Raw genomic sequence first — 22,738 nt, 5'->3', positions numbered from 1 at the left:
GCGTGTCTCCGGATGAAGGCGCGCGGCAACACGGCCGCGCTCGATCCGATTAGACGATCGCGCCCGTCGTCGCTCAAGCGATCATTCGGTCAGGTTGGCATGCGTGGCAGGAATGCGATGTGGGGCGCGCGGAGTGGGGCGGAGCGCCCGCCACAGGTCGGGATCGTTTGCTGACGCCGCGCCGGCTTAAACCGACGCAGTGCCATGCGCACGCATCGCGGTATCGCATTCGGCCGCTTCGGCGAGCATCCAGTCGCGCACGTCGGCGACTTCGCGGCGCGGGGCCGGATCGTGCTGGAACAGCCAGTAGCCGTACGCATCCGTCAGCGCCTGCGTGTGCGGCCCAAGCACCGCGAGCCGCCCGTCCGCGAGCATCGGCGCGACGAGCGCGAGCCGGCCGAGCGCGACGCCCTGGCCCGCGATCGCCGCCTGGATCACCTGGTCGTACTGGTTGAAGCGCAGCACGCCTTTCGGGCGCGCGTCGCCGAGCCCGGCCGCGTGCAGGTGCGCGCGCCACTGCAATTGCGGCTGCGGCGGCCCGTCGAATTCGAGCAGCACGTGGTCGGCGATCGCGGCCGCGTTCGTGACAGGCCGCGCGGCGAGCGCCGGATGCGCGACCGGCACGACGATCTCGTCGAACAGGCGCAGCGCGCCGGCCGGCGCGCGGTCGCGCGGACAATAGCGGATGCCGAGGTCGATGCCTTCGGCGCGCAAATCGAGTACCTTGTCGTTCGCGGCGACGCGCAGGTCGATCTCCGGCAGGCGCGCCTGCAGCCGCCCGAGCCGCGGCAGCAGCCACAGCGCGGTGACGCCGATGCTGGCGGTGATCGTGACGGGCTGGCGCTCGCGCGTGGCCGCGAGCGAGGCGATGGTGTCCTGCAGCCCGTGCAGTGCCGCATCCGCGACGCGAAACAGCCGCTCGCCTTCCGGCGTGAACGCGATCTTCCGGTAGCCGCGCTGCAGCAATGCGACGCCGAGGTGCGCTTCGAGTGCATGTACCTGGCGACTGACCGCCGATTGCGTGACGCAGAGGTCCTGCGCGGCGAGCGTGATGCTCATGCGGCGGCCGACGGCGACGAAACCGCGGACGAGGTCGAGCGACGGGAGACGGGAGACGGACGAGCGGCGTTGACATGCGCGTGACTCATGCGAACGGAGCAGCAAGATTGGTTGAGAACGCGGGGCGCGTCAAGTTCAATGGAGGCTGGCGCGGGCGGTGAAGGCGGCGCAGGCGCACGTGCGTTGACGCCCCGGCCGGCTGCGAAGCATGGACGTGGGCAGGCACTGACGCGCTCACCCGGACGGACCGCGAAGCATGGGACCGGAGACACGATGACGATTTCGAACGAAGGCAGCGAAATGACGCAGGGCACCCGCGCGGCGGACGCATTGCCGCCTGAGCCGGTGACGCTGCGCGCGGCCGACGGCTATGCATTGCGCGGCCATGTATGGCGCCATCGCGGCGGCAGTGTCGTGCGGCCGGTGACGGTCATCAATTGCGCGACGTCGGTGCGTTGCGACTACTACTTTCGTTTCGCGGCCTGGCTGTTCGCCCAGGGGCGCGACGTGCTCGTCTACGACTATCGCGGCATCGGCGGGTCGCGCCCGGCGCAGCTCGCGAAGCTGCGCGCGAACTGGCTCGACTGGGGGCGGCTCGATTGCGAAGCCGCGCTGCGCTACGCACGCGACGCGTTTCCGGGCCAGCCGATCGACGTCGTCGCGCACAGCATCGGCGGGTTCGCGCTGGGGCTCGCCGCATCGAACGTCCACGTGCGGCATGCGGTGACGGTCGGCGCGCAGTATGCGTACTGGCGCGATTACCGGCCGGCCGAACGGCGGCGCATGTGGTGGAAGTGGCACGTCGCGATGCCGGTGCTCGCGGCCGTGTTCGGCTACGTGCCCGCGAAGCGGCTCGGCTGGATGGAGGACACGCCGCGCGGCGTCGCGTTGTCGTGGGTGCGCTCGCAGGCACGCTTCGAGGAGGGCTATACGAGCGGCCCGCTCGCCGAACCCGCCGCGAGCCGCGCCGCGTTGCCCGCCCGCTTCGCGGGGCTGTCGGCGCCGATGCTCGCGATTGGCCTCGACGACGACGGGTTCGGCACGGTCGCGGCGATCGAGCGGCTGGTCGGCTACTACACGGGCAGCGACGTCACGCATCTGCGGATCGCGCCGGCCGACATCGGCGTCGACGCGATCGGCCATTTCGCGTTTTTCCACAGCCGCTTCACCGAAACACTGTGGCCGCTCGCGCTCTACTGGCTGCAACACGGCGCGCTGCCGGCCGATGCGCCGGGCAACGTGCATGCGATTCACCCGGCATCGCGCGGGCGCGGGCCCGGTAGCGGCGTGCCGGGCGTTGCAGCGAACGGGCGATAGGGCGGCCTCGTCATGCTTGGCGCATGCCGAGAGGACAAGCGCCGGCGCTCGGCATCGACGCCGGCGGGCCGCAACGGTTCGCCATGTCGCCTGATCGATTAACATCGGACGTTTCCTTCCACAGGCCGCCGCACGTCGATGCTCGTCCCGCCCGATTCCGTTTCTCCGTCTGAAAGCTCCCGCGCCTGGCGCATGCAGCGGCTCGACGCGCCGCCCGCCGCGGCGCGCGCCGGCGTGCAGATCGCGCGTGTCGATTTCGACTGGTGCGTACCGCTTGCGTCGCCAGCGTATGCGGCCCTGAGCGACGGCGAGCGCGCGCGGGCCGCACGCTTCATGCGGCATGAGGATACGGTGCGCAGCGCCGCGACGCGCGCCGCGCTGCGCGACGTGCTCGGCACGGCCCTCGGCATCGCGCCGCGGGCGGTGGCGATCGTCGTCGATGAATCGGGTCGGCCGTCGCTGGACGGCGCGCATCGCGCGTCGCTCGACTTCAACGTGTCGCATGCGGGCGATCATGCGTTGATTGCGTGGGCCCCCGCGGGGCGCGTGGGCGTCGATATCGAGTGCTGCAACCGCGCGACCGACTGGCGCGCGCTGACGCGCGAAGTCTGCGCGCCCGCCGAGGCCGCCTATCTCGACAGCCTGCCGCCGGCCGAACGCGCCGGCGCATTCATGCGCGTCTGGAGTGCGAAGGAGGCGCTGCTCAAGGCGCTCGGCACGGGCATCGTCGGCGGGCTGAGCGCGTTCGCGGTCATGCCGCCGCGCGATGGCGCGACCCCCGCGACGACGATCGTCGAGCCGGCCGCGCCCGCCGCCGGCGTCGCGGCGTTCGATGCGGCGTGGCTCGACGCGGCGCCCGGCTATGCGGCATGCGTCGCGTGGACGCGTGCGTGAGCCGCGGTCAGCGCGCGGCGCTCATTCAAGCGGCGCGTCGTTCGGCGCCGCATAGCGCGCCTTGATCACGTCGCTCATCGCGAAGTCGAACGACAGCCCCTTCGGCGGCACCGGCTTCATGAACCACTTGTCGTACAGCGCGTCGATCTCGCCGTGCTTCATCAACTGCACGAGCACGCCGTCGACGAGCGCCTTGAACTGCGGATCGTCCTTGCGCAGCATGAACCCGTAGGCCTCCGACGATTGTGGCGTGCCGACGATCTGCCAGTCGGCCGGTTTCGCAGCGAGCTGGCGCACGCCCGCGAGCAGCACGTCGTCCATCATGTACGCGGCCGCGCGGCCCGATTCGAGCGTGAGGCGTCCTTCGCCGTAATCCTTCGCGCTGATGATCTGCATGTTCATCTTCTTTTCCTCGTTCATCTTGCGCAGCAGGCGTTCGGACGTCGTGCCCTGGTTCGTCACGACCGTCTTGCCGGCGAGGTCGGGGAAGTCGCGGATCCCCGAACTCGTGCGCGTGAGCAGGCGCGTCGTCGCGACGAAGAAGGTGGTCGAGAACGCGACCTGCGCGTGACGCGCGGCGAGGTTGGTCGTCACGCCGCATTCGAGATCGACGGTGCCGTTCTGCACGAGCGGAATGCGGTTCTGCGACGTGACCGGAATGAAGCGCACCTGCAGGTCGGGCTTGCCGATGCGCGCCTTCACGGCGGCGATCACGCGGTCGCACAGGTCCTGCGAGAAGCCGATGACCTTGCCGTTCGCGTCGGCGTAGGAGAACGGCACCGACGTTTCGCGGTGGCCGATCGAGATCAGGTTGCTCTGCCGGATCTTCTCGAGCGTGCCGGACAGCGGCTCCGCGGCGAGCGACGCGCCGCACGCGAGTGCGCACGCGGCGAACAGCAGGGGGCGGCCGAACCGGATGGCGAGTCGTGACGGGAAGGACATGGCGGTCTCCATGGCGAATGGTGATCCGTATGTTGCCAAAAACAAAATAATTGCAACAACTGTTAAGCGCCGGATCGCACGGGCCGATGCGGCGGGCCGCGCCGGGCATCAGGGAAACTCCCGAGTCGAAATCGATGAAAAACGGGTTGTCTAGACAAGTTGGCGTGGCTACACTTCAATCCATTCCGAACTTGTCTAGACAGGATTGCTCACATGATTACGTTGACCCCCGGCCATCTGACCCTCCCGCAACTGCGCCAGATCGCACGCGAATCCGTGCAGCTCGCGCTCGACCCGGCCAGCTTCGCGAAGATCGACGCCGGCGCGAAGGCCGTCGCCGACATCGCTGCGAAGGGCGAGCCGGCCTACGGCATCAACACGGGCTTCGGCCGCCTGGCCAGCACGCACATCCCGCACGACCAGCTCGAACTGCTGCAGAAGAACCTCGTGCTGTCGCACGCGGTCGGCGTGGGCGAGCCGATGGCACGCTCGTCGGTGCGCCTGCTGATGGCGCTGAAGCTGTCGAGCCTCGGCCGCGGCCACTCGGGCATCCGTCGCGAAGTGATGGACGCGCTGATCAAGCTGTTCAACGCGGACGTGCTGCCGCTGATCCCGGTGAAGGGCTCGGTCGGCGCATCGGGCGACCTCGCGCCGCTCGCGCACATGTCGGCCGTGCTGCTGGGCGTCGGCGAAGTGTTCATCCGCGGCGAGCGTGCGAGCGCGATCGACGGTCTGCGCGTCGCGGGCCTCGCGCCGCTGACGCTGCAGGCGAAGGAAGGCCTGGCGCTGCTGAACGGCACGCAGGCATCGACCGCGCTGGCGCTCGACAACATGTTCGCGATCGAAGACCTGTACCGCACCGCGCTCGTCGCCGGCGCGCTGTCGGTCGATGCCGCAGCCGGCTCGGTGAAGCCGTTCGACGCACGCATTCATGAGCTGCGCGGCCACCAAGGCCAGATCGACGCGGCCGCGTCGTATCGCGACCTGCTCGAAGGCTCGCCGATCAACCAGTCGCACCGCGACTGCGACAAGGTGCAGGACCCGTACAGCCTGCGCTGCCAGCCGCAGGTGATGGGCGCGTGCCTGGACCAGATGCGCCATGCGGCCGACGTGCTGCTGGTCGAAGCGAATGCCGTGTCGGACAACCCGCTGATCTTCCCGGATACCGGCGAAGTGCTGTCGGGCGGCAACTTCCACGCCGAACCCGTCGCGTTCGCGGCCGACAACCTCGCGCTCGCCGCAGCGGAAATCGGCGCGCTGGCCGAACGCCGCATCGCGCTGCTGATCGACGCGACGCTGTCGGGCCTGCCCCCGTTCCTCGTGCGGGACGGCGGCGTGAACTCGGGCTTCATGATCGCGCACGTGACGGCGGCCGCACTCGCATCGGAAAACAAGACGCTCGCGCACCCGGCGTCGGTCGACTCGCTGCCGACCTCGGCGAACCAGGAAGACCACGTGTCGATGGCGACGTTCGCCGCGCGCAAGCTCGCCGACATCGCGGACAACACGAAGCACATCCTCGCGATCGAACTGCTGGCCGCCGCACAAGGCGTCGACCTGCGCGCGCCGTACCACACGAGCCCGAAGCTGGCGCCGGTGATGGAAACGATCCGCGCCAAGGTCGCGCACTACGAGCTCGATCACTACTTCGCACCGGACATCGCCGTGATCGCCAAGCTGGTCGGCGAGCGCGCGTTCGCAAAGGTCGCGCCGTTCTCGTTCGCGTCGGAACAGTAAGCCCATGAGCGCGCCGGTCTACCAGGAGATCAAGGATTTCATCCTGGCCCGCATCCACGCAGGCGAGTGGGAGGAGGGCGATCAGGTGCCGTCCGAGAACGAGCTGGCGCGCGAATTCAAGGTGGCGCGCATGACCGTCAACCGCGCGCTGCGCGAGTTGACGGCCGAGCAGGTGCTCACGCGCATGAAGGGGGCGGGCACCTACGTCGCGCGGCCGAAGTACGAGTCGACGCTGGTGGCGATCCGCAGCATCTCGGAGGAAGTCGGCGCACGCGGGCATGCGTATCACGCCAGCGTGCTCGGCCTCGACACGATCCGCGCCGACGACGCGCTCGCCGACGAGATGCAGGTCGCCGTGCGCACGAAGCTGTTTCATTCGCAGGTGCTGCACTTCGAGAACGACGAGCCCGTGCAGCTCGAAGAACGATGGGTGAATCCGGCGGTCGCGCCGGATTACGCCGAGCAGGATTTCACGAACACGACGCCGAACCTGTACCTGATGCGCGCGGCTCCGCTGCAGCGCGTCGAGTACCGGATCGAAGCGGCGGCCCCGGCGCCGGAGCGGCGCGAGCAGCTGCGGATGGACGACGTCGAGCCGTGTCTGGTTTTACATCGACGCACCTGGTCGCAGGGCGTCGTCGCCTCGGTGGCGAATCTGTGGCATCCCGGCAGCCGTTATCGCTTCACCGGGCATTTCTGATTCCTATTTGATAGTCATTTTCCTTCGGGAGCAGTCGTCATGAACCATCCGAAACACATCGATCCCCGTCTCGATCCGACGCGCACGATCCGCGCGCCGCGCGGCAGCGAGAAAGTCTGCAAGACCTGGCTGGCCGAAGCGGCCTACCGGATGATCCAGAACAACCTCGACCCGGAAGTCGCCGAGCACCCGCATGCGCTCGTCGTGTACGGCGGCATCGGCCGTGCGGCACGCAACTGGGAATGCTACGACCAGATCCTCGCGTCGCTGAAGGATCTCGAAGAGAACGAGACGCTGCTGATCCAGTCGGGCAAGCCGGTCGGTGTGTTCCGCACGCACAAGGATGCGCCGCGCGTGCTGCTCGCGAACTCGAACCTCGTGCCGCACTGGGCGAACTGGGATCACTTCCACGAGCTCGATCGCAAGGGCCTGATGATGTACGGCCAGATGACGGCCGGCAGCTGGATCTACATCGGGAGCCAGGGCATCGTTCAGGGCACCTATGAAACGTTCTTCTCGGTCGCGAACCAGCACTTCAACGGCGATCCGTCGGGCCGCTGGATCCTGACGGGCGGCCTCGGCGGCATGGGCGGCGCGCAGCCGCTGGCCGCGACGATGGCCGGCTTCTCGATGATCGCGGTCGAATGCGACGAGACCCGCATCGACTTCCGCCTGAAGACGCGCTACGTCGACAAGAAGGCGACGACGCTCGACGAGGCGCTCGGCATGATCGAGGAAGCGAAGCGCACCGGCAAGCCGGTGTCGATCGGCCTGCTCGGCAACGCGGCCGACGTGTTCGCCGAACTCGTCACGCGCGGCATCACGCCGGACTGCGTGACCGACCAGACGAGCGCGCACGACCCGATCAACGGCTACCTGCCGCAAGGCTGGACCGTCGCGCAATGGCGCGAAGCGCAGAAGGTCGATCCGCAGAGCATCGTGAAGGTCGCGAAGCAGTCGATGGCCGTCCAGGTGCGCGCGATGCTCGCGCTGCAGGAACGCGGTGCGGCGACGCTCGACTACGGCAACAACATCCGCCAGATGGCGCTGGAAATGGGTGTCGAGAACGCATTCGACTTCCCGGGCTTCGTGCCGGCCTACATCCGCCCGCTGTTCTGCGAAGGCAAGGGCCCGTTCCGCTGGGTCGCGCTGTCGGGCGATCCGGAAGACATCTACAAGACCGACCAGAAGGTGAAGGAGCTGATCCCCGACGATCCGCACCTGCACAACTGGCTCGACATGGCGCGTGAGCGCATTGCGTTCCAGGGCCTGCCGGCACGGATCTGCTGGGTCGGCGTGAAGGATCGCTATCGCCTCGGCCAGGCGTTCAACGAGATGGTCAAGAACGGCGAGCTGAAGGCCCCGATCGTGATCGGCCGCGACCACCTCGACACCGGCTCGGTCGCGAGCCCGAACCGCGAGACGGAATCGATGAAGGACGGTTCGGACGCCGTGAGCGACTGGCCGCTGCTGAACGCACTGCTGAACACCGCAGGCGGCGCATCGTGGGTGTCGCTGCACCATGGCGGCGGCGTGGGCATGGGCTTCTCGCAGCACTCGGGCGTCGTGATCGTCGCCGACGGTACCGCCGAAGCGCACGAGCGTCTCGGCCGCGTGCTGCTGAACGACCCGGCGACGGGCGTGATGCGCCATGCGGATGCCGGCTACGAACTCGCGCAGCAGACGGCCCGCGAAGCCGGCCTGAAGCTGCCGATGCTCGGCCGCTGAGCATGACGGCGCTCCACCAGGCGCCGGCGATTGCGACGATGATCCGCGCGGCGGATCTCGTCGCGTCGCCATGGAAGAACGGTGGCGGCGTGACGCGCGAAATCGGCGCGTTCCCGCCGGGCGCCGCGCTCGACGCGTTCGCGTGGCGCGTGAGCGTCGCCGACGTCGGCACGGCCGGGCCGTTCTCGCGTTTCGACGGGATCGACCGCACGCTGGTGCTGCTGTCCGGCGCGGGCATGACGCTCGCCGAGGCAGGCGGCGCCCGCCACGTGCTCGACGCGCCGCTGGCCCGCGCGGATTTTGTGGGGGAAGCGGCGATCGACGCGACGCTGCACGACGGCGCGACGCGCGACTTCAACCTGATGACGCGCCGTTCGGCCGCGCGCGGCGCGCTCGACGTATGGCGCGCAGGCGCGCACCGCATCGAGCATGCCGATACCGTGCTGCTGCATTGCGCGGCCGGCGAAGCCGCGGTCGAAATCGACGGCACACGCTACACCCTGGAAGAAATGGACACGCTGCGGCTCGACGGGCCGCGGCGTGCGTTTGACGTCGTCGTGAGCGGGAGCGGCGCGTTGCTCGCCGTGTCGCTCGCCATCGGCGAACGAGACTGAACGCATGAAACCGACTGTCTGGCATCACCTGAGGCTGTGTCCGCACGGCCATCCTGACGAGACGATCGACGACGCGGCGATCGCCGTCGACGAAACCGGCACGATCGTCTGGCTCGGCGCGATGTCCGCGCTGCCGCACGGTTACGCCCACTGGCAGCGCGAGGATCTGCACGGCGCGTGGGTGACGCCGGGCCTCGTCGACTGCCATACGCACCTCGTGTACGGCGGCACGCGTGCCGACGAATTCGCGCAGCGCCTCGCGGGCGTGAGCTACGAGGAGATCGCGCGGCAGGGCGGCGGGATCGTGTCGACGGTGCGCGCGACGCGCGCGGCCGACGAGACGACGCTGTTCGTGCAGGCTGCAGCACGCCTGCAGCCGCTGCTCGCCGAAGGCGTGACCGCGATCGAGATCAAGTCGGGCTACGGGCTCGACCTCGCGAGCGAACGCAAGATGCTGCGCGTTGCACGCCAGCTCGGCGAACGCTTTCCGGTCACCGTCTACACGACCTTCCTCGGCGCGCACGCGCTACCGCCCGAATATGCGGGCCGTGCGGATGCGTACATCGACGAAGTGTGCGACCGGATGCTGCCGGCGCTGGCCGACGAAGGGCTCGTCGACGCGGTCGACGTGTTCTGCGAACGCATCGGCTTTTCGCTCGCGCAGACCGAGCGCGTGTTCGAGGCCGCGACGCGGCGCGGGCTGCCCGTGAAGCTGCATGCGGAGCAACTGTCGAACGCGGGCGGCACGGCGCTGGCCGCGCGTTATCGCGCGCTGTCCGCCGATCACCTCGAATTTCTCGACGAAGCCGGCATCGAGGCGATGAAGGCAGCCGGCACGGTTGCCGTGCTGCTGCCCGGCGCGTACTACTTCATCCGCGAGACACAACTGCCGCCGATCGAGCTGCTGCGCAAGCACGGCGTGCCGATCGCGCTCGCGACCGATCACAACCCCGGCACGTCGCCGCTCGAATCGCTGCTGCTGACGTTGAACATGGGCTGCACGCTGTTCCGCATGACAGTGCCCGAAGTGCTGCAGGGCGTCACGCGCCATGCGGCCGCGGCGCTCGGCCGCGCGGATCGCCACGGCGCGCTCGAGGTCGGTCGCCAGGCCGACTTCGCCGCGTGGTCGGTCGGCTCGCTGGCGGAGCTCGCCTACTGGATCGGCCGGCCGCTGTGCGAGCAGGTCGTACGCGGCGGCACTACCGTGTTTCGCCGGATGAATGGATAGCCTCATGACCGACACGACGTTGTTCGCAGACCATGCGTACCTGCCCGATGGCTGGCGCCGTAACGTCCTGCTGCGCTGGGACGCGGCCGGCACGCTGACCGGCGTGACGCCCGACACCGACGCACCCGCGGGCGTCGCTCGCGCGGCGGGGCCCGTGCTGCCCGGCATGCCGAACCTGCACTCGCACGCGTTCCAGCGCGCGATGGCGGGGCTCACCGAATACCGCGCGAATCCGTCCGACAGCTTCTGGAGCTGGCGCGACCTGATGTACCGCTTCGCGCTGAAGATCACGCCCGACGCGCTCGCCGCGATCGCGCGCTGGCTGTATGTCGAGATGCTCAAGTGCGGCTACACGTCGGTGTGCGAATTCCACTACGTGCATCACACGCAGGACGGCTCGCGCTATCCGCAGATCGCCGAGCTCGGCACGCGCGTGATCGACGCCGCGCGCGCGGCCGGCATCGGCATCACGATGCTGCCGGTGTCGTACCAGTTCGCCGGTTTCGGCGACAAGCCGCCGCGTGACGACCAGCGCCGCTTCATCAATACGCCCGACGGCCTGCTCGAACTGCTCGACGCGATGCGCCGCGTGGCGCCGGAGCACGGCGGGCTGCGCTACGGCGTTGCACCGCACTCGCTGCGGGCGGTATCCGAGAACGGCTTGCGCGTGCTGCTCGCAGGGCTGCCCGACGATGCCCCCGTGCATATCCATATCGCCGAGCAGACGGCCGAAGTCGACGACTGCGTGCGTGCGTACGGCGCGCGCCCCGTGCAATGGCTGCTCGATCGTTTCGACGTCGATGCACGCTGGTGTCTCGTGCACGCGACGCACGTCGACGCGGCTGAAACGGCGGCGCTCGCGAAGCGTCGCGCGGTTGCCGGCCTGTGCCTGACGACCGAAGCGAACCTCGGCGATGGCGTGTTCCCCGCTGTCGACTATCTCGCGCAGGGCGGCGTGATCGGCGTCGGCTCGGACAGCCACGCGTCGGTCGACTGGCGCTCGGAGTTGCGCCTGCTCGAATACGGGCAACGGCTCGTGCACCGTGCACGCAACGTGCTGGCGAGCGAGTCGCAGGCGCATGTCGCCGATCGCCTGTTCGACGCGTCGCTCGCGGGCGGCGCACAGGCCAGCGGGCGGCGTGTCGGTGCGCTGCGTGAAGGGTGCCGCGCCGACTGGCTCGTACTCGATCCCGATCATCCGGCGATCGCCGAACACGACAGCACGTCGTGGTTGTCGGGTATCGTGTTCGCGGAGCACGGCGACACGCCGGTGCTCGACGTCTACACGGGCGGCGAGCGCGTCGTGAGCGGCCGCCGTCATCGCGACGAAGCCGTCGCGTATGCCGACTACCGCGCCGCGCTGGCGCAACTGCTGCGCTGACGCGCGCAACCGGCGCACGCCGCAAGCGTGCGCCGGCAGACCTCCAACGGTGATGCGACATGACTGAACAACCGGCTGTATTCACGCTGAAGCAGGGCACGCTGCCGCTGCTGATCTCGATTCCGCACGCAGGCACGTACATTCCCGATGACATCGCCGCGACCATGACGGCCGACGCGCGCTTCGTCGACGACTGCGACTGGCATCTCGAACGGCTGTATGGATTCGCGGCCGACCTCGGCGCATCGATCCTCGTACCGTCGCATGCGCGTTACGTCGTCGACCTGAACCGTCCGCCCGACAACGAGAACCTGTATCCGGGGCAGGACACGACGGGGCTCGTGCCGGTCGATACGTTCGACAAGGCGCCGCTGTATCCGGCGAACGCGCAGCCCGGCAACGACGAGATCATGCGTCGCCGCGATCGCTACTGGCTGCCGTATCACGAGGCGCTGCAAGGCGAGGTGGCACGACTGAAGCGCGAGCACGGCCGCGTGCTCGTGTGGGAAGCGCATTCGATCCGCTCGCACGTGCCGCGCTTCTTCGACGGCCGCCTGCCGGACTTCAACTTCGGCACGTCGAGCGGCGCCAGTGCCGCGCCTGGCCTGGCAGAGGCGCTGGCCGCGCGCGTGCTCGAACACGGCGGCTATACGGCCGTCGCGAACGGGCGCTTCAAGGGCGGCTACATCACGCGTCACTATGGCGTGCCCGATACCGGCGTCGAGGCCGTGCAGCTCGAGCTCTCGCAGATCACCTACATGGAAGAGACGCGTCCTTACGCGTATGACGAAGCACGTGCGGCGCGGATTGTGCCGCTATTGCAGACGCTCGTCGAAACCGCGCTCGCGCATCGTTGAGCGCGGGCCGCACGGATGCGGCAGCGCGGCGGAACAGGCGCGTCACGGCCCGCTGGCGCGCGGCATGCCGCACCGATGCAGTGCACAACACGGCATCGATCCACGGGATCGATGCCGTTTTTTTTCGTATGGCTTTCGTCTGTTCGATGACGTCATCGGTACCTGAAAATTTGACGCAATTTTTAGGTGATATAAGCTGAATGTCAGGAAGTCGTCACGCGCGCACGGGCGGCGGGGCCATCGATCGTGGCCGCAACCCGCCGGAATGCGCTGCGAGACACCTTGCCGACGTGTCGCCGCGCGGCATTGCCGCATGCGCTTGATCGCGACACGTGTCCTGCCTTCATCAGTCAGTCGAGTACGATCGTGAAAGCCGCCAGCCCTTCGATACGCCGGACGCGAAGTCCGTCGGCGGGCGCGCCGCCTCAGGCCGGGCCGTCCCGGCATGCTGATCGCGGCACGCGTGCCGCCTTTTTGCGCGAGCCTCGTTTCTTCGCCATTTCCCATCGCGGCCTGCGCCGCTTCAATCTCGTGACCGCGCATGTGTTCAGCGCGGTGCAGTGCGACGGCAGCGCATCGTTGTTGCCCTAGCGTCGTTTTCCACTTCCGTTCCGGGTCGCACCGCCTGTTACCGCATCGTCCGCGCGGCAGGATCGCGCATGGGCATGCGCTGCGTCATGGTGCGCGCGTGCGGCGCCGGCGCGAACCTTCAACGTCCCGTGTGCGAACGAGTCGCGCGCGATTACCGGAGAGCCGCCCATGCGTGCGCGCCCGATCGTAGCCGTCACCGCCGACCGCATCCTGCGCGGTGCGCATCCGAACCACACGGCGGGGGAGAAGTACCTGGCCGCGCTCGTCGACGGCGCTGGTGCGCTTGCGTTCGTGCTGCCCGCGCTCGGCGCGCGCCAGCCGGCCGATGCGATCGTCGCGGCAGTCGACGGCTTGCTGTTCACCGGCAGCTATTCGAACGTCGAGCCGCATCATTACGGCGGCGCCGCGAGCGAGCCCGACACGCTGCATGATCCCGCGCGCGACGCGACCGCGCTGCCGCTGATCCGCGCGGCGATCGACGCGGGCGTGCCCGTGCTGGCGATCTGTCGCGGCATGCAGGAGCTGAACGTCGCCTACGGCGGCACGCTGCATCAGCGGCTGCACGCGACCACCGGCTTCGACGATCACCGCGAGCGGCCGGCCGATCCGCTCGAACGGCAGTACGGCCCCGCGCACGTCGTGCAGTTCGCGCCGGGCGGCCTGCTGCAGCGGGTCGCGCGCGGCGCGCACGAAGCGACGGTCAATTCGCTGCACGACCAGGGCATCGCGCAACTCGGCGCGGGGCTCGTCGTCGAAGCCAGTGCGCCCGACGGGCTGGTCGAGGCCGTCAGCGTGCGCGGCGCGCGCGCGTTCGCGCTCGGCGTGCAGTGGCATCCCGAATGGCGCTACGCGGAGCAGCCGCTGTCGCGCGATATCTTCGCGGCATTCGGCGCGGCGTGTCGCGCGCGCATGACGCATCGCATTCATGCGGCCGGCGGCGCGATGCCGTCGCCGGCCGCATCCGACGTCGACTGATAGAGGCCGATCATGCAACCCGAACTGAGCGAATTCCTGCGACAGCACCGCATCACCGAGGTCGAGGCGATCATTCCCGACATGGCCGGCATTGCGCGCGGCAAGATCATTCCGCGCAACAAGTTCGAATCCGGCGAATCGATGCGCCTGCCGCAGGCCGTGATGGTGCAGACCGTCACCGGCGACTATCCGGAAGACGGCACGCTGACCGGCGTGACCGACCCCGACATGGTGTGCGTGCCCGATCCGTCGACGATCTGCCTGATTCCGTGGGCCGTCGACCCGACCGCGCAGGTGATCCACGATTGCGTGCACTTCGACGGCTCGCCGGTCGAGATCTCGCCGCGCTACGTGCTGCGACGCGTGCTCGACCTGTACAGGGCGAAGGGCTGGCAGCCGGTCGTTGCACCCGAGCTCGAGTTCTATCTCGTCGACATGAACGCCGATCCCGACTTGCCGCTGCGTCCGCCCGTCGGCCGCACCGGGCGTGCGGAGACCGGCCGGCAGTCGTATTCGATCGAGGCCGTGAACGAGTTCGATTCGCTGTTCGAGGACATCTACGAATACTGCGAGATGCAGGGGCTCGATATCGAGACGCTGATCCACGAGGTCGGCGCCGCGCAAATGGAGATCAACTTCGTGCATGGCGATGCGCTGTCGCTCGCCGACCAGGTGTTCCTGTTCAAGCGCACCGTGCGCGAGGCGGCGCTGCGCCACAACATGTACGCGACCTTCATGGCGAAGCCGATGCAGGACGAGCCGGGCTCGGCGATGCACATCCACCAGAGCCTGGCCGACGCGCGCACGGGACGCAACCTGTTCTCCAACGAGGACGGTACGGTGTCGCCGATGTTCCACAGCTATCTCGCGGGGCTGCAGAAGTACACGCCCGCACTGATGCCGATCTTCGCGCCGTACATCAACTCGTATCGCCGCCTGTCGCGCTTCATGGCCGCGCCGATCAACGTGCAGTGGGGCTACGACAACCGCACGGTCGGTTTCCGCATTCCGCAGTCGGGCGCGTCGGCGCGCCGCATCGAGAACCGGATTCCGGGCGTCGACTGCAATCCGTACCTCGCGTTCGCCGCGACGCTCGCAGCCGGCTATCTCGGCTTGACCCAGCAGCTCGCACCGACCGAGCCGATCGCGTCGGACGGCTACAACCTGCCGTACCAGCTGCCGCGCAATCTCGAGGAGGGCATCTCGCTGATGGCGGCCTGCACGCCGCTGGCCGGCATTCTCGGCGACAAGTTCGTGAAAGCGTACCTGGCGCTGAAGGACACCGAATACGAAGCGTTCTTCCGCGTGATCAGCTCGTGGGAGCGCAGGCATTTGCTGCTGCACGTCTGAGCGTGCGGCGCGGTTATCCGGAGGAAACATGACCGATAGAAATGACGCTGTATCGCTGCAATCGACCGCGGATTATCGTGCGCTCGACGCCGCGCACCACATCCACCCGTTCTCGGACATGGGCGCGCTGAACCGTGCAGGCAGCCGCGTGATCGTGAAGGCCGACGGCGTCTACCTGTGGGACTCGGACGGCAACAAGGTGATCGACGGGATGGCCGGCCTCTGGTGCGTGAACGTCGGCTACGGCCGCAAGGAACTCGCCGACGCCGCGTATCGCCAGATCCAGGAACTGCCGTTCTACAACACGTTCTTCAAGACCACGCACCCGCCGGTGATCGAGCTCTCCGCGATGCTCGCGGAAGTCACGCCGGCCGGCTTCAACCACTTCTTCTATTGCAACAGCGGCTCGGAAGGCAACGACACCGTGCTGCGCCTCGTGCACCAGTACTGGCGCGTGCAGGGCCAGCCGCAGAAGAAATACGTGATCTCGCGCAAGAACGGCTATCACGGCTCGACGATCGCCGGCGGCACGCTCGGCGGGATGGGCTACATGCACGAGCAGATGCCGTCGAAGGTCGAGCACATCGTGCATATCGACCAGCCGTATTTCTTCGGTGAAGCGGCGGCCGGCGAAACGCCGGAAGCGTTCGGCCTGGCGCGTGCACAGCAGCTAGAAGCGAAGATCCTCGAACTCGGCGCGGAGCACGTCGCCGCGTTCATCGGCGAGCCGTTCCAGGGCGCGGGCGGCGTGATCTTCCCGCCGTCGACGTACTGGCCGGAAATCCAGCGGATCTGCCGCAAGTACGACATCCTGCTGGTGGCCGACGAAGTGATCGGCGGCTTCGGCCGAACCGGCGAATGGTTCGCACACCAACACTTCGGTTTCGAGCCCGATCTCATCACGATGGCCAAGGGCCTCACGTCGGGCTACGTGCCGATGGGGGCCGTCGGCATTCACGAGCGAGTCGCGCGGCCGATCATCGACAACGGCGAATTCAACCACGGCCTCACGTACTCGGGCCACCCGGTCGCGGCGGCCGTCGCGGTCGCGAACCTGAAGCTGCTGCGCGACGAAGGGATCGTCGAGCGCGTGAAGAACGACATCGGGCCGTATTTCCAGCGCCGGCTGCGCGATGCGCTGGGCGACCATCCGATCGTCGGGGAGATTGCGGGAGCGGGGCTGGTCGCAGGTGTTCAGCTTGCGCGCGACCGGGAGCGGCGCGAGCGGTTCGGTGCGAACGTCGATATCGGCACGATCTGCCGCGACTTCTGCTTCAACGGCAACCTGATCATGCGCGCGACCGGTGACCGGATGCTGCTGTCGCCGCCGCTCGTGATTCGCGAGGCGGAGGTCGACGAGATCGTCGACAAGGCGAAGCGCGCGTTCGATGCGACGGCGGAGCGGGTGGGGTGCGCGGAGTAAGTAAGCCGGCGCAGCATCGCGTGCTGCGCCGAGGAGCAAGCGCGGCACCAAAACGAAAAGGCCCTGCGTCGTGAGACGCAGGGCCTTGAATTCTTTGGTGGGCGGTACTGGGATCGAACCAGTGACCCCTGCCGTGTGAAGGCAGTGCTCTACCGCTGAGCTAACCGCCCAAAGAAGCTGAAATTATGTCAGGGCTTTGAGGGTCTGTAAAGCACTTTCTGCAAATATTTTTCAGATCCCCGCACATACCTGCCAGCCGGCCGTTCGCTCAGCCTGCGAGCGCGGGCAGCGCGTCGATCGACGCGCGCACGTAATCCGCGAAGCGCAGCGCAACCGGCTCGGTGGTGCCGCTACGCTTCAGCGCGAGCGTGCGCGATTCGAGCGACGCATCCTTCAGCGGCCGGAACGCGAGCCGCTCGCTCTTTACCTGCTGCAGCAGGCGCGGCACGAGCGCGATGCCCATCCCGAACTCGATCATCGACAGGATCGTCTGCCACAGCCGTGCCTCGTGGCGGATCAGCGGGCTGAAGCCGGCATTCACGCACTGCGCGATGATCAGGTCGTGGTAGTGCGGCGCCGCTTCGCGCGGGAACAGGATGAACGGTTCCGCGGCCAGTGCGGCGAGCGCGACCTGCTTGCGCTTTGCGAGCGGATGCGCGGCCGGCAGGCAGCACACGAACGGTTCCGCATAGACGGGCGTCGATTCGACCTCGGGCGGGAAGTGGCCCCAGTGCGCGTAGCCGAGATCGATCTGGCCGCGCTGGATCGCCTGCACCTGCGCCTGCGTGTTCATTTCGCTCAGCACGACTTCGACACCGGGATAGTCGGCCTCGAAGCGTCGCACGGCATCGGGCAGCCCGCGATACAGCATCGAATGAACGAAGCCGATCCGCAGCCGGCCCGCGAGCCCCGACGCGGAGCGCACCGTCAGGCGTTCGGCCTCGGCCGCCTGCAGCAGCAGCCGGCGCGCTTCGCCGAGCAGCACCTCGCCCGCGTTGGTCAGCGCGACGGTCTTGTTGGTGCGCGAGAACAACTGCACGCCGAGCGCGTCCTCGAACTTGCGGATGTCGAAACTCAGCGCCGGCTGCGAGATGAACAGACGCTTCGCCGCGCGCCCGAAATGCAGCTCCTCGGCGACCGCCACGAAGTAGCGCAACTGCCTCAGTTCCATCGTGTCTCCTCGCGGCGTCGGCATCGATAAGCGATATCTATCGTACCGGATAAATCCTGTATTGGACGCTTATCGATCGCGCGCCTACGCTCTGCGGAAGGCTTTGCACGGGACTGGCCGGGCGCCGCGGCGCCCCTCCAGCCGACGGGCAGGCAACCCAGGAGACGCACGCATGAACGACACCGCTCGCACGCCGGACGCCGGCGCATCCAATATCCCCGACAGCCGGGGCATCAATTTCTTCACCATCGATCCCGATCTCGGCGCGTTGCTGAAGCTGCATCTCGGCGATGCCCGCTATGCCGAGCTCGAGCCGCAACTGCGCGCGCTCGGCGCACGCGTGTCGGGCGAACTCGACGAATGGGCGTCGCGCGCGGACAAGCACCCGCCCGTGCTCGAGCATCGCACTCGGCGCGGCGAGGCCGTGCAGCGGATCGACAAGGATCCCGCGTATGTCGCACTCGAACGCGTCGCATATTCCGAGCTCGGGCTCGCTTCGCTGAGCCACGGATCCGACTCGGTGCCGCCGCTCGTCAAGTACGCGCTGACGTTCCTGTTCGTGCAGGCGGAATTCGGGCTGTGCTGCCCGCTCAGCATGACCGATTCGCTGACACGCACGCTGCGCCGTTTCGGCGATCCGGCGCTCGTCGCGCGTTACCTGCCGATGCTTGCGTCACGCGACTTCGACACGCTGTACCAGGGCGCGATGTTCATGACCGAGCAGGCGGCGGGTTCCGACGTCGGCCGGATCACGACGCGGGCGACGCGCGAGACCGGCGCGCATGGCGAGACCGTCTGGCGCCTGACCGGCGACAAGTGGTTCTGCTCGAACGCGGATGCCGATCTCGCGATGGTGCTCGCGCGGCCCGACGGCGCGCCGGACGGCATCAAGGGCCTGGCGCTGTTCCTGCTGCCGAAGACGCTGCCGGACGGCACGCGCAACCGCTACCGGATCGTGCGCCTGAAGGACAAGCTCGGCAGCCGTTCGATGGCGAGCGGCGAGATCGCGCTGGAAGGTGCACAGGCGTACCTGATCGGCGAGATCGGCCGCGGCTTTCACCAGATGGCCGACATGATCAACATGTCGCGGCTGTCGAACGGCGTGCGCGCGGCGGGGCTGATGCGGCGCGCGCTGAACGAGGCGCTGCACGTCGCCGCGCATCGCGAGGCCTTCGGCCGCAAGCTGATCGAGATGCCGCTGATGCAGCGCCAGTTGCTGAAGATGCTGCTGCCGGCCGAGGCCGCGCGCGCGATGTTCATGCAGATCGCGCTGCTGCTGCCGCAGGCCGATGCGGGCGACGAGCAGGCCGCGCGCTGCGTGCGGATCCTGACGCCGCTGATCAAGTTCCGCGCGTGCCGCGATGCGCGGCGCGTGACGGGCGATGCGATGGAAGTGCGCGGCGGCACCGGCTACATCGAGGAGTGGAGCGACGCGCGCATCGTGCGCGATGCGCATCTCGGCTCGATCTGGGAGGGCACGAGCAACATCGTCGCGCTCGACGTCGCGCGGGCCGCGCAGCGCGAGCACGCGCTCGATGCGCTGCGCGCGTTCCTCGGCGACCGCCTCGGCGCGGCGCCGCTGCCCGATGCGAGCCGCGCGGCGCTGCGGCGCATCCTCGCGCGTGCCTGCGACGCGCTCGCGCGGGTCGCTGACGAAGGTGACGACGCGCGCGTGCGGCAGGCCGCGTCCGCGCTGTACTACGCGAGTGCGGCCGTGCTGATGGCGTGCGAGGGCGTGCGGCTCGCGCCGGATTTCCGGCGGCTCGCGCTCGCGCATCTGGTCGTGCGCCACAAGCTGCTGCCGGTCGATCCGCTCGCACCGGCGTCACGCGACGACGAATCGCCCGCATACGCAGCGCTGCTGGGCGGCACGCCGATCGCGCTCGATACCGCGCTCGACCTGCTGCCGGAGGTCGAACGATGAGCACGACGCGTGGCGCACTGGACGGCCTGAAGGTCGTCGACCTGAGCCGCGTGCTTGGCGGCCCGTACTGCACGCAGGCGCTCGCCGACCACGGGGCGACGGTGGTCAAGATCGAGCCGCCGGACGGCGACGAGACGCGCGGCTGGGGGCCGCCGTTCCTCGGCGATACCGCGTGGTATTTCATGGGCGTGAACCGTAACAAGGAAGGGCTCGCGCTCGACCTGTCGCGCGACGAGGGGCGCGCGATCCTGTGGCGCCTGCTTGAAGAGGCCGACGTGCTCGTCGAGAACTTCAAGCCCGGCACGCTCGCGCGCTGGGGAATGGACTACACGCGCGACCTGCAGCCGCGCTTCCCGCGCCTGATCCATTGCGCGGTGACGGGCTTCGGTGAAGGCGGCCCGCTCGGCGGGCTGCCCGGCTACGACGCGGTGATCCAGGCGATGGCGGGGCTGATGAGCGTCAACGGCGAGCGCGACGGCGACGCAACGCGCATCGGCCTGCCGATCGTCGACATGGTCACGGGCCTCAACGCGCTGGCCGGCATCCTGCTGGCGCTCGCCGAGCGCGAGAAGAGCGGGCGCGGGCAATCGATCGACATCGCGCTGTACGACTGCGGCGTGTCGCTGCTGCATCCGCACCTGCCGAACTTCTTCGGCTCGGGGCGCGTGCCGGCGCGCAGCGGCAACGCGCACCCGAACATCGCGCCGTACGACAGCTACCGTACGGCGACCGTGCCGATCTTCCTCGCGATAGGCAACGACCGGCAGTTCGCGCGGCTCGTCGCGCATCTCGGCGTGCCGGCGCTCGCCGGCGATCCGCGCTTCGTCGACAACCGCAGCCGCTGTGCGCACCGGCCTGAACTGAAGGCCGAACTGGAAGCACGGCTCGCCGCGCACGCCTGCGAGCCGCTCGCACGCGACCTGATGGCGGCCGGCGTGCCGTGCGGGCCGGTGCGAACGGTCGCCGACGTCGCGCACGATCCGCATGCGCTGCACCGGAACCTGTTCGTCGAGATCGGTGCGTATCGCGGCACGGCGTCGCCGGTGAAGCTGTCGCGCACGCCGGCCACCTATCGTTCGCCGCCGCCCGCGCTGGGCGGCGATACGCGCGCGGTGCTCGAGCGCCTCGGCGTCGATCCTGCGCTCCAGCAGCAACTGCTCGACGCCGGCGTGCTGAAGATCGCACCCGACCAGACGTGACCGACCGACGCGCGCGCCGGTGAGCATGGCCGGCCGACGAAACGGAACGTCAAGCAACGCAACGTCAAGCAACGCCGCCGGCCGGCGGCGCAATGCCGGCCACCCGGGAAAGGCGCGCGACAGTCGCGCCCCCGACACACCAACATGGAGACATCGATGAGCCGCCAGCAATCCCCGACTGCCGCGCCGCAACTGCGGCCCGGCCGCGCCGCCTTCGCGGCGTTCGTCGGCACCACGATCGAGTGGTACGACTTCTACATCTACGGCACGGCGGCAGCGCTCGTGTTCGGCAAGGTGTTCTTTTCGAGCACGATGGATCCCGGCGTCGCGACGCTGCTGGCGTTCGTCACGTTCTGGGCCGGCTTCGCCGCGCGGCCGCTCGGCGGCATCGTGTTCGGGCATCTCGGCGACCGCGTCGGCCGCAAGACCGCGCTCGTGATCACGCTGGTGATGATGGGGCTGGCGACGACCGGCATCGGCCTGTTGCCCGGCTATGCGCAGATCGGCGTCTGGGCGCCGGCCGGCCTCGTCGTGCTGCGCGTACTGCAGGGCATCGCGGTCGGCGGCGAGTGGGGCGGCGCGGTGCTGATCGCGAGCGAGAACGCGCCGAAGCATCGCAGCATCCTGTATGCGGCGTTCGCGCAGCAGGGCTCGCCCACCGGCAACCTGCTGGCCACGGCCGCATTCTTCGCGCTGAGCGCGCTGCCCACCCCGTCGTTCCTGATGTGGGGCTGGCGCATTCCGTTCCTGCTGTCGGCCGTGCTCGTGATCATCGGCATGGTGATCCGGCTGAAGCTCGAGGAGTCGGCCGACATGCAGCGCGTGCTCGCGCGCAAGCGCACCGTGAAGCTGCCGCTGCGCGACGTCGTGCGCGATCACTGGGTCGTCGTGCTGCTCGCGGCCGGCACGCTGCCGGTGATCAACGTCACGTACTTCCGCAGCACGTTCGCGCTGTCGTGGGCGACCAAGGAGCTCGGTTACGCGCAGGGCACGTTCCTCGGCATCCTGTCGATCTCGCTCGTCGTGCAGTTCCTGATGCAGCCGGTCGGCGCGTGGTTCGTGTCGAAGGTCGACATGCGCCGCGCGATGTGCTGGATCCTGATTCCGGAAATCGTGCTGATGCCCGTGATGTTCCATGCGCTCGCAACGCGCTCGTACTGGGTGGCCGTCGCGGGCATGTGCATCTCGACGATTCCGTCGGCGATGTTCTATGGCGCGGTCGGCGGCGTGCTCGCGCGCGTGTTTCCGGCCAACATCCGCTACACGGGCCTGTCGCTCGCGTACCAGTTGAGCGCGCTCGTCGTCGGCGGCGGCACGCCGGTGCTCGCGCAGGCGATCCTCAATTCGACCGGCAGCATCGTCGGCGTCGCGGTCGCATCGGGGCTTTACGCGCTCGTGTCGCTCGTGTGCATGCTGGCGCTGCTGAATCGCACCGGGTATCGCGCGGACGAGCTGTCGACGGCCGAACGCAGCGATGCGGCCGAATGGGGTACGGAAGGCGCCGCCGCTGACACTCCGGCCGGTGCGGTCCCGCCGCCGGACGATCGCGGCACGCTGAAGCCGGTGGGTTGAATCGGGCGGTCGGTGTGACCGGGGCGGCCCCGGCCGTGTCGCATCGCAGCGGTTCGGATGCGCCAAAAGCAAACGG

At 68.6% G+C, this 22,738-nt stretch carries 18 protein-coding genes, 1 tRNA gene and 1 pseudogene; 16 read left to right on the top strand and 4 right to left on the bottom strand.

The genetic code is table 11. The annotated features are described in order from the left end of the window. Positions 1-186 precede the first annotated feature (186 nt). Positions 187-1,135, bottom strand: a pseudogene (locus CFB45_RS12485) (LysR substrate-binding domain-containing protein). Positions 1,136-1,332: 197 nt separating this feature from the next. Between CFB45_RS12485 and CFB45_RS12480 the strand changes: the two are divergent. Continuing rightward, positions 1,333-2,376: an alpha/beta hydrolase family protein gene (locus CFB45_RS12480; RefSeq protein WP_089425801.1), complete on the top strand. Its 1,044-nt coding sequence runs from the start codon at positions 1,333-1,335 to the stop codon at positions 2,374-2,376. Between the two features lie 138 nt (positions 2,377-2,514). After that, positions 2,515-3,270: a 4'-phosphopantetheinyl transferase family protein gene (locus CFB45_RS12475; protein ID WP_089425800.1), complete on the top strand. Its 756-nt coding sequence runs from the start codon at positions 2,515-2,517 to the stop codon at positions 3,268-3,270. Between the two features lie 21 nt (positions 3,271-3,291). On the opposite strand, the gene CFB45_RS12470 is transcribed toward CFB45_RS12475, so the two are convergent. Next, complete coding sequence (locus CFB45_RS12470) at positions 3,292-4,212, bottom strand: glutamate/aspartate ABC transporter substrate-binding protein (RefSeq protein ID WP_089425957.1); 921 nt, start codon at positions 4,210-4,212, stop codon at positions 3,292-3,294. Positions 4,213-4,425: 213 nt separating this feature from the next. Here CFB45_RS12470 and hutH point away from each other — a divergent pair, with 213 nt between their 5' ends. From hutH to CFB45_RS12415, 11 genes are all read left to right on the top strand, one after another. Further along, entirely contained in the window at positions 4,426-5,949 is a 1,524-nt protein-coding gene (gene hutH / locus CFB45_RS12465; RefSeq protein WP_089425799.1) for a histidine ammonia-lyase, read from the top strand. 4 nt (positions 5,950-5,953) lie between these two features. After that, a complete protein-coding gene (gene hutC / locus CFB45_RS12460; RefSeq protein ID WP_069248398.1) occupies positions 5,954-6,649 on the top strand; it encodes a histidine utilization repressor in 696 nt (231 codons plus the stop codon). A gap of 39 nt (positions 6,650-6,688) precedes the next feature. After that, the gene (gene hutU, locus CFB45_RS12455; protein ID WP_089425798.1) at positions 6,689-8,377 is read left to right on the top strand and encodes a urocanate hydratase; all 1,689 of its coding nucleotides are present in this window, start codon (positions 6,689-6,691) and stop codon (positions 8,375-8,377) included. Positions 8,378-8,379: 2 nt separating this feature from the next. Next, a complete protein-coding gene (locus CFB45_RS12450; RefSeq protein WP_089425797.1) occupies positions 8,380-8,991 on the top strand; it encodes a HutD/Ves family protein in 612 nt (203 codons plus the stop codon). A gap of 4 nt (positions 8,992-8,995) precedes the next feature. Next, complete coding sequence (gene hutI / locus CFB45_RS12445; RefSeq protein ID WP_011352606.1) at positions 8,996-10,219, top strand: imidazolonepropionase; 1,224 nt, start codon at positions 8,996-8,998, stop codon at positions 10,217-10,219. Positions 10,220-10,223: 4 nt separating this feature from the next. After that, on the top strand, positions 10,224-11,600 hold the full coding sequence (locus CFB45_RS12440) for a formimidoylglutamate deiminase (protein ID WP_089425796.1): 1,377 nt from the start codon (positions 10,224-10,226) through the stop codon (positions 11,598-11,600). Between the two features lie 59 nt (positions 11,601-11,659). Continuing rightward, the gene (gene hutG, locus CFB45_RS12435; protein WP_089425795.1) at positions 11,660-12,457 is read left to right on the top strand and encodes an N-formylglutamate deformylase; all 798 of its coding nucleotides are present in this window, start codon (positions 11,660-11,662) and stop codon (positions 12,455-12,457) included. A 366-nt stretch (positions 12,458-12,823) separates the two neighbouring features. After that, on the top strand, positions 12,824-13,048 hold the full coding sequence (locus tag CFB45_RS12430; protein ID WP_089425956.1) for a hypothetical protein: 225 nt from the start codon (positions 12,824-12,826) through the stop codon (positions 13,046-13,048). 168 nt (positions 13,049-13,216) lie between these two features. Beyond that, entirely contained in the window at positions 13,217-14,023 is an 807-nt protein-coding gene (locus CFB45_RS12425) for a gamma-glutamyl-gamma-aminobutyrate hydrolase family protein (protein ID WP_089425794.1), read from the top strand. A 12-nt stretch (positions 14,024-14,035) separates the two neighbouring features. Beyond that, positions 14,036-15,373, top strand: a complete 1,338-nt coding sequence (locus CFB45_RS12420; RefSeq protein ID WP_089425793.1) for a glutamine synthetase family protein — start codon at positions 14,036-14,038, stop codon at positions 15,371-15,373. Positions 15,374-15,401: 28 nt separating this feature from the next. Beyond that, entirely contained in the window at positions 15,402-16,796 is a 1,395-nt protein-coding gene (locus CFB45_RS12415; RefSeq protein ID WP_089425792.1) for an aspartate aminotransferase family protein, read from the top strand. A 95-nt stretch (positions 16,797-16,891) separates the two neighbouring features. Here the strand turns inward: CFB45_RS12415 and CFB45_RS12410 are convergent. After that, a tRNA-Val gene (locus tag CFB45_RS12410) sits at positions 16,892-16,966 on the bottom strand. Positions 16,967-17,064: 98 nt separating this feature from the next. Next, entirely contained in the window at positions 17,065-17,967 is a 903-nt protein-coding gene (locus CFB45_RS12405) for a LysR family transcriptional regulator (RefSeq protein ID WP_089425791.1), read from the bottom strand. A gap of 172 nt (positions 17,968-18,139) precedes the next feature. On the opposite strand from CFB45_RS12405, the gene CFB45_RS12400 reads away from it, so the two are divergent. The 3 genes from CFB45_RS12400 (at position 18,140) to CFB45_RS12390 (ending at position 22,662) form a co-directional block, all read left to right on the top strand. Further along, on the top strand, positions 18,140-19,891 hold the full coding sequence (locus CFB45_RS12400) for an acyl-CoA dehydrogenase family protein (protein WP_089425790.1): 1,752 nt from the start codon (positions 18,140-18,142) through the stop codon (positions 19,889-19,891). Beyond that, positions 19,888-21,090 (top strand): CaiB/BaiF CoA transferase family protein, encoded by a 1,203-nt coding sequence (locus tag CFB45_RS12395; RefSeq protein ID WP_089425789.1) that lies wholly within the window; start codon positions 19,888-19,890, stop codon positions 21,088-21,090. The genes CFB45_RS12400 and CFB45_RS12395 overlap by 4 nt, the downstream gene beginning before the upstream one ends. Positions 21,091-21,246: 156 nt before the next feature. After that, positions 21,247-22,662, top strand: a complete 1,416-nt coding sequence (locus CFB45_RS12390; RefSeq protein ID WP_089425955.1) for an MFS transporter — start codon at positions 21,247-21,249, stop codon at positions 22,660-22,662. Positions 22,663-22,738 lie beyond the last annotated feature (76 nt).

Origin of the sequence: Burkholderia sp. HI2500 (assembly GCF_002223055.1) — a bacterium.
Classification (GTDB): domain Bacteria; phylum Pseudomonadota; class Gammaproteobacteria; order Burkholderiales; family Burkholderiaceae; genus Burkholderia.
The sequence above is the reverse complement of the archived record's forward strand: the minus strand, read 5'-3'. Positions and strand labels throughout refer to the sequence as shown.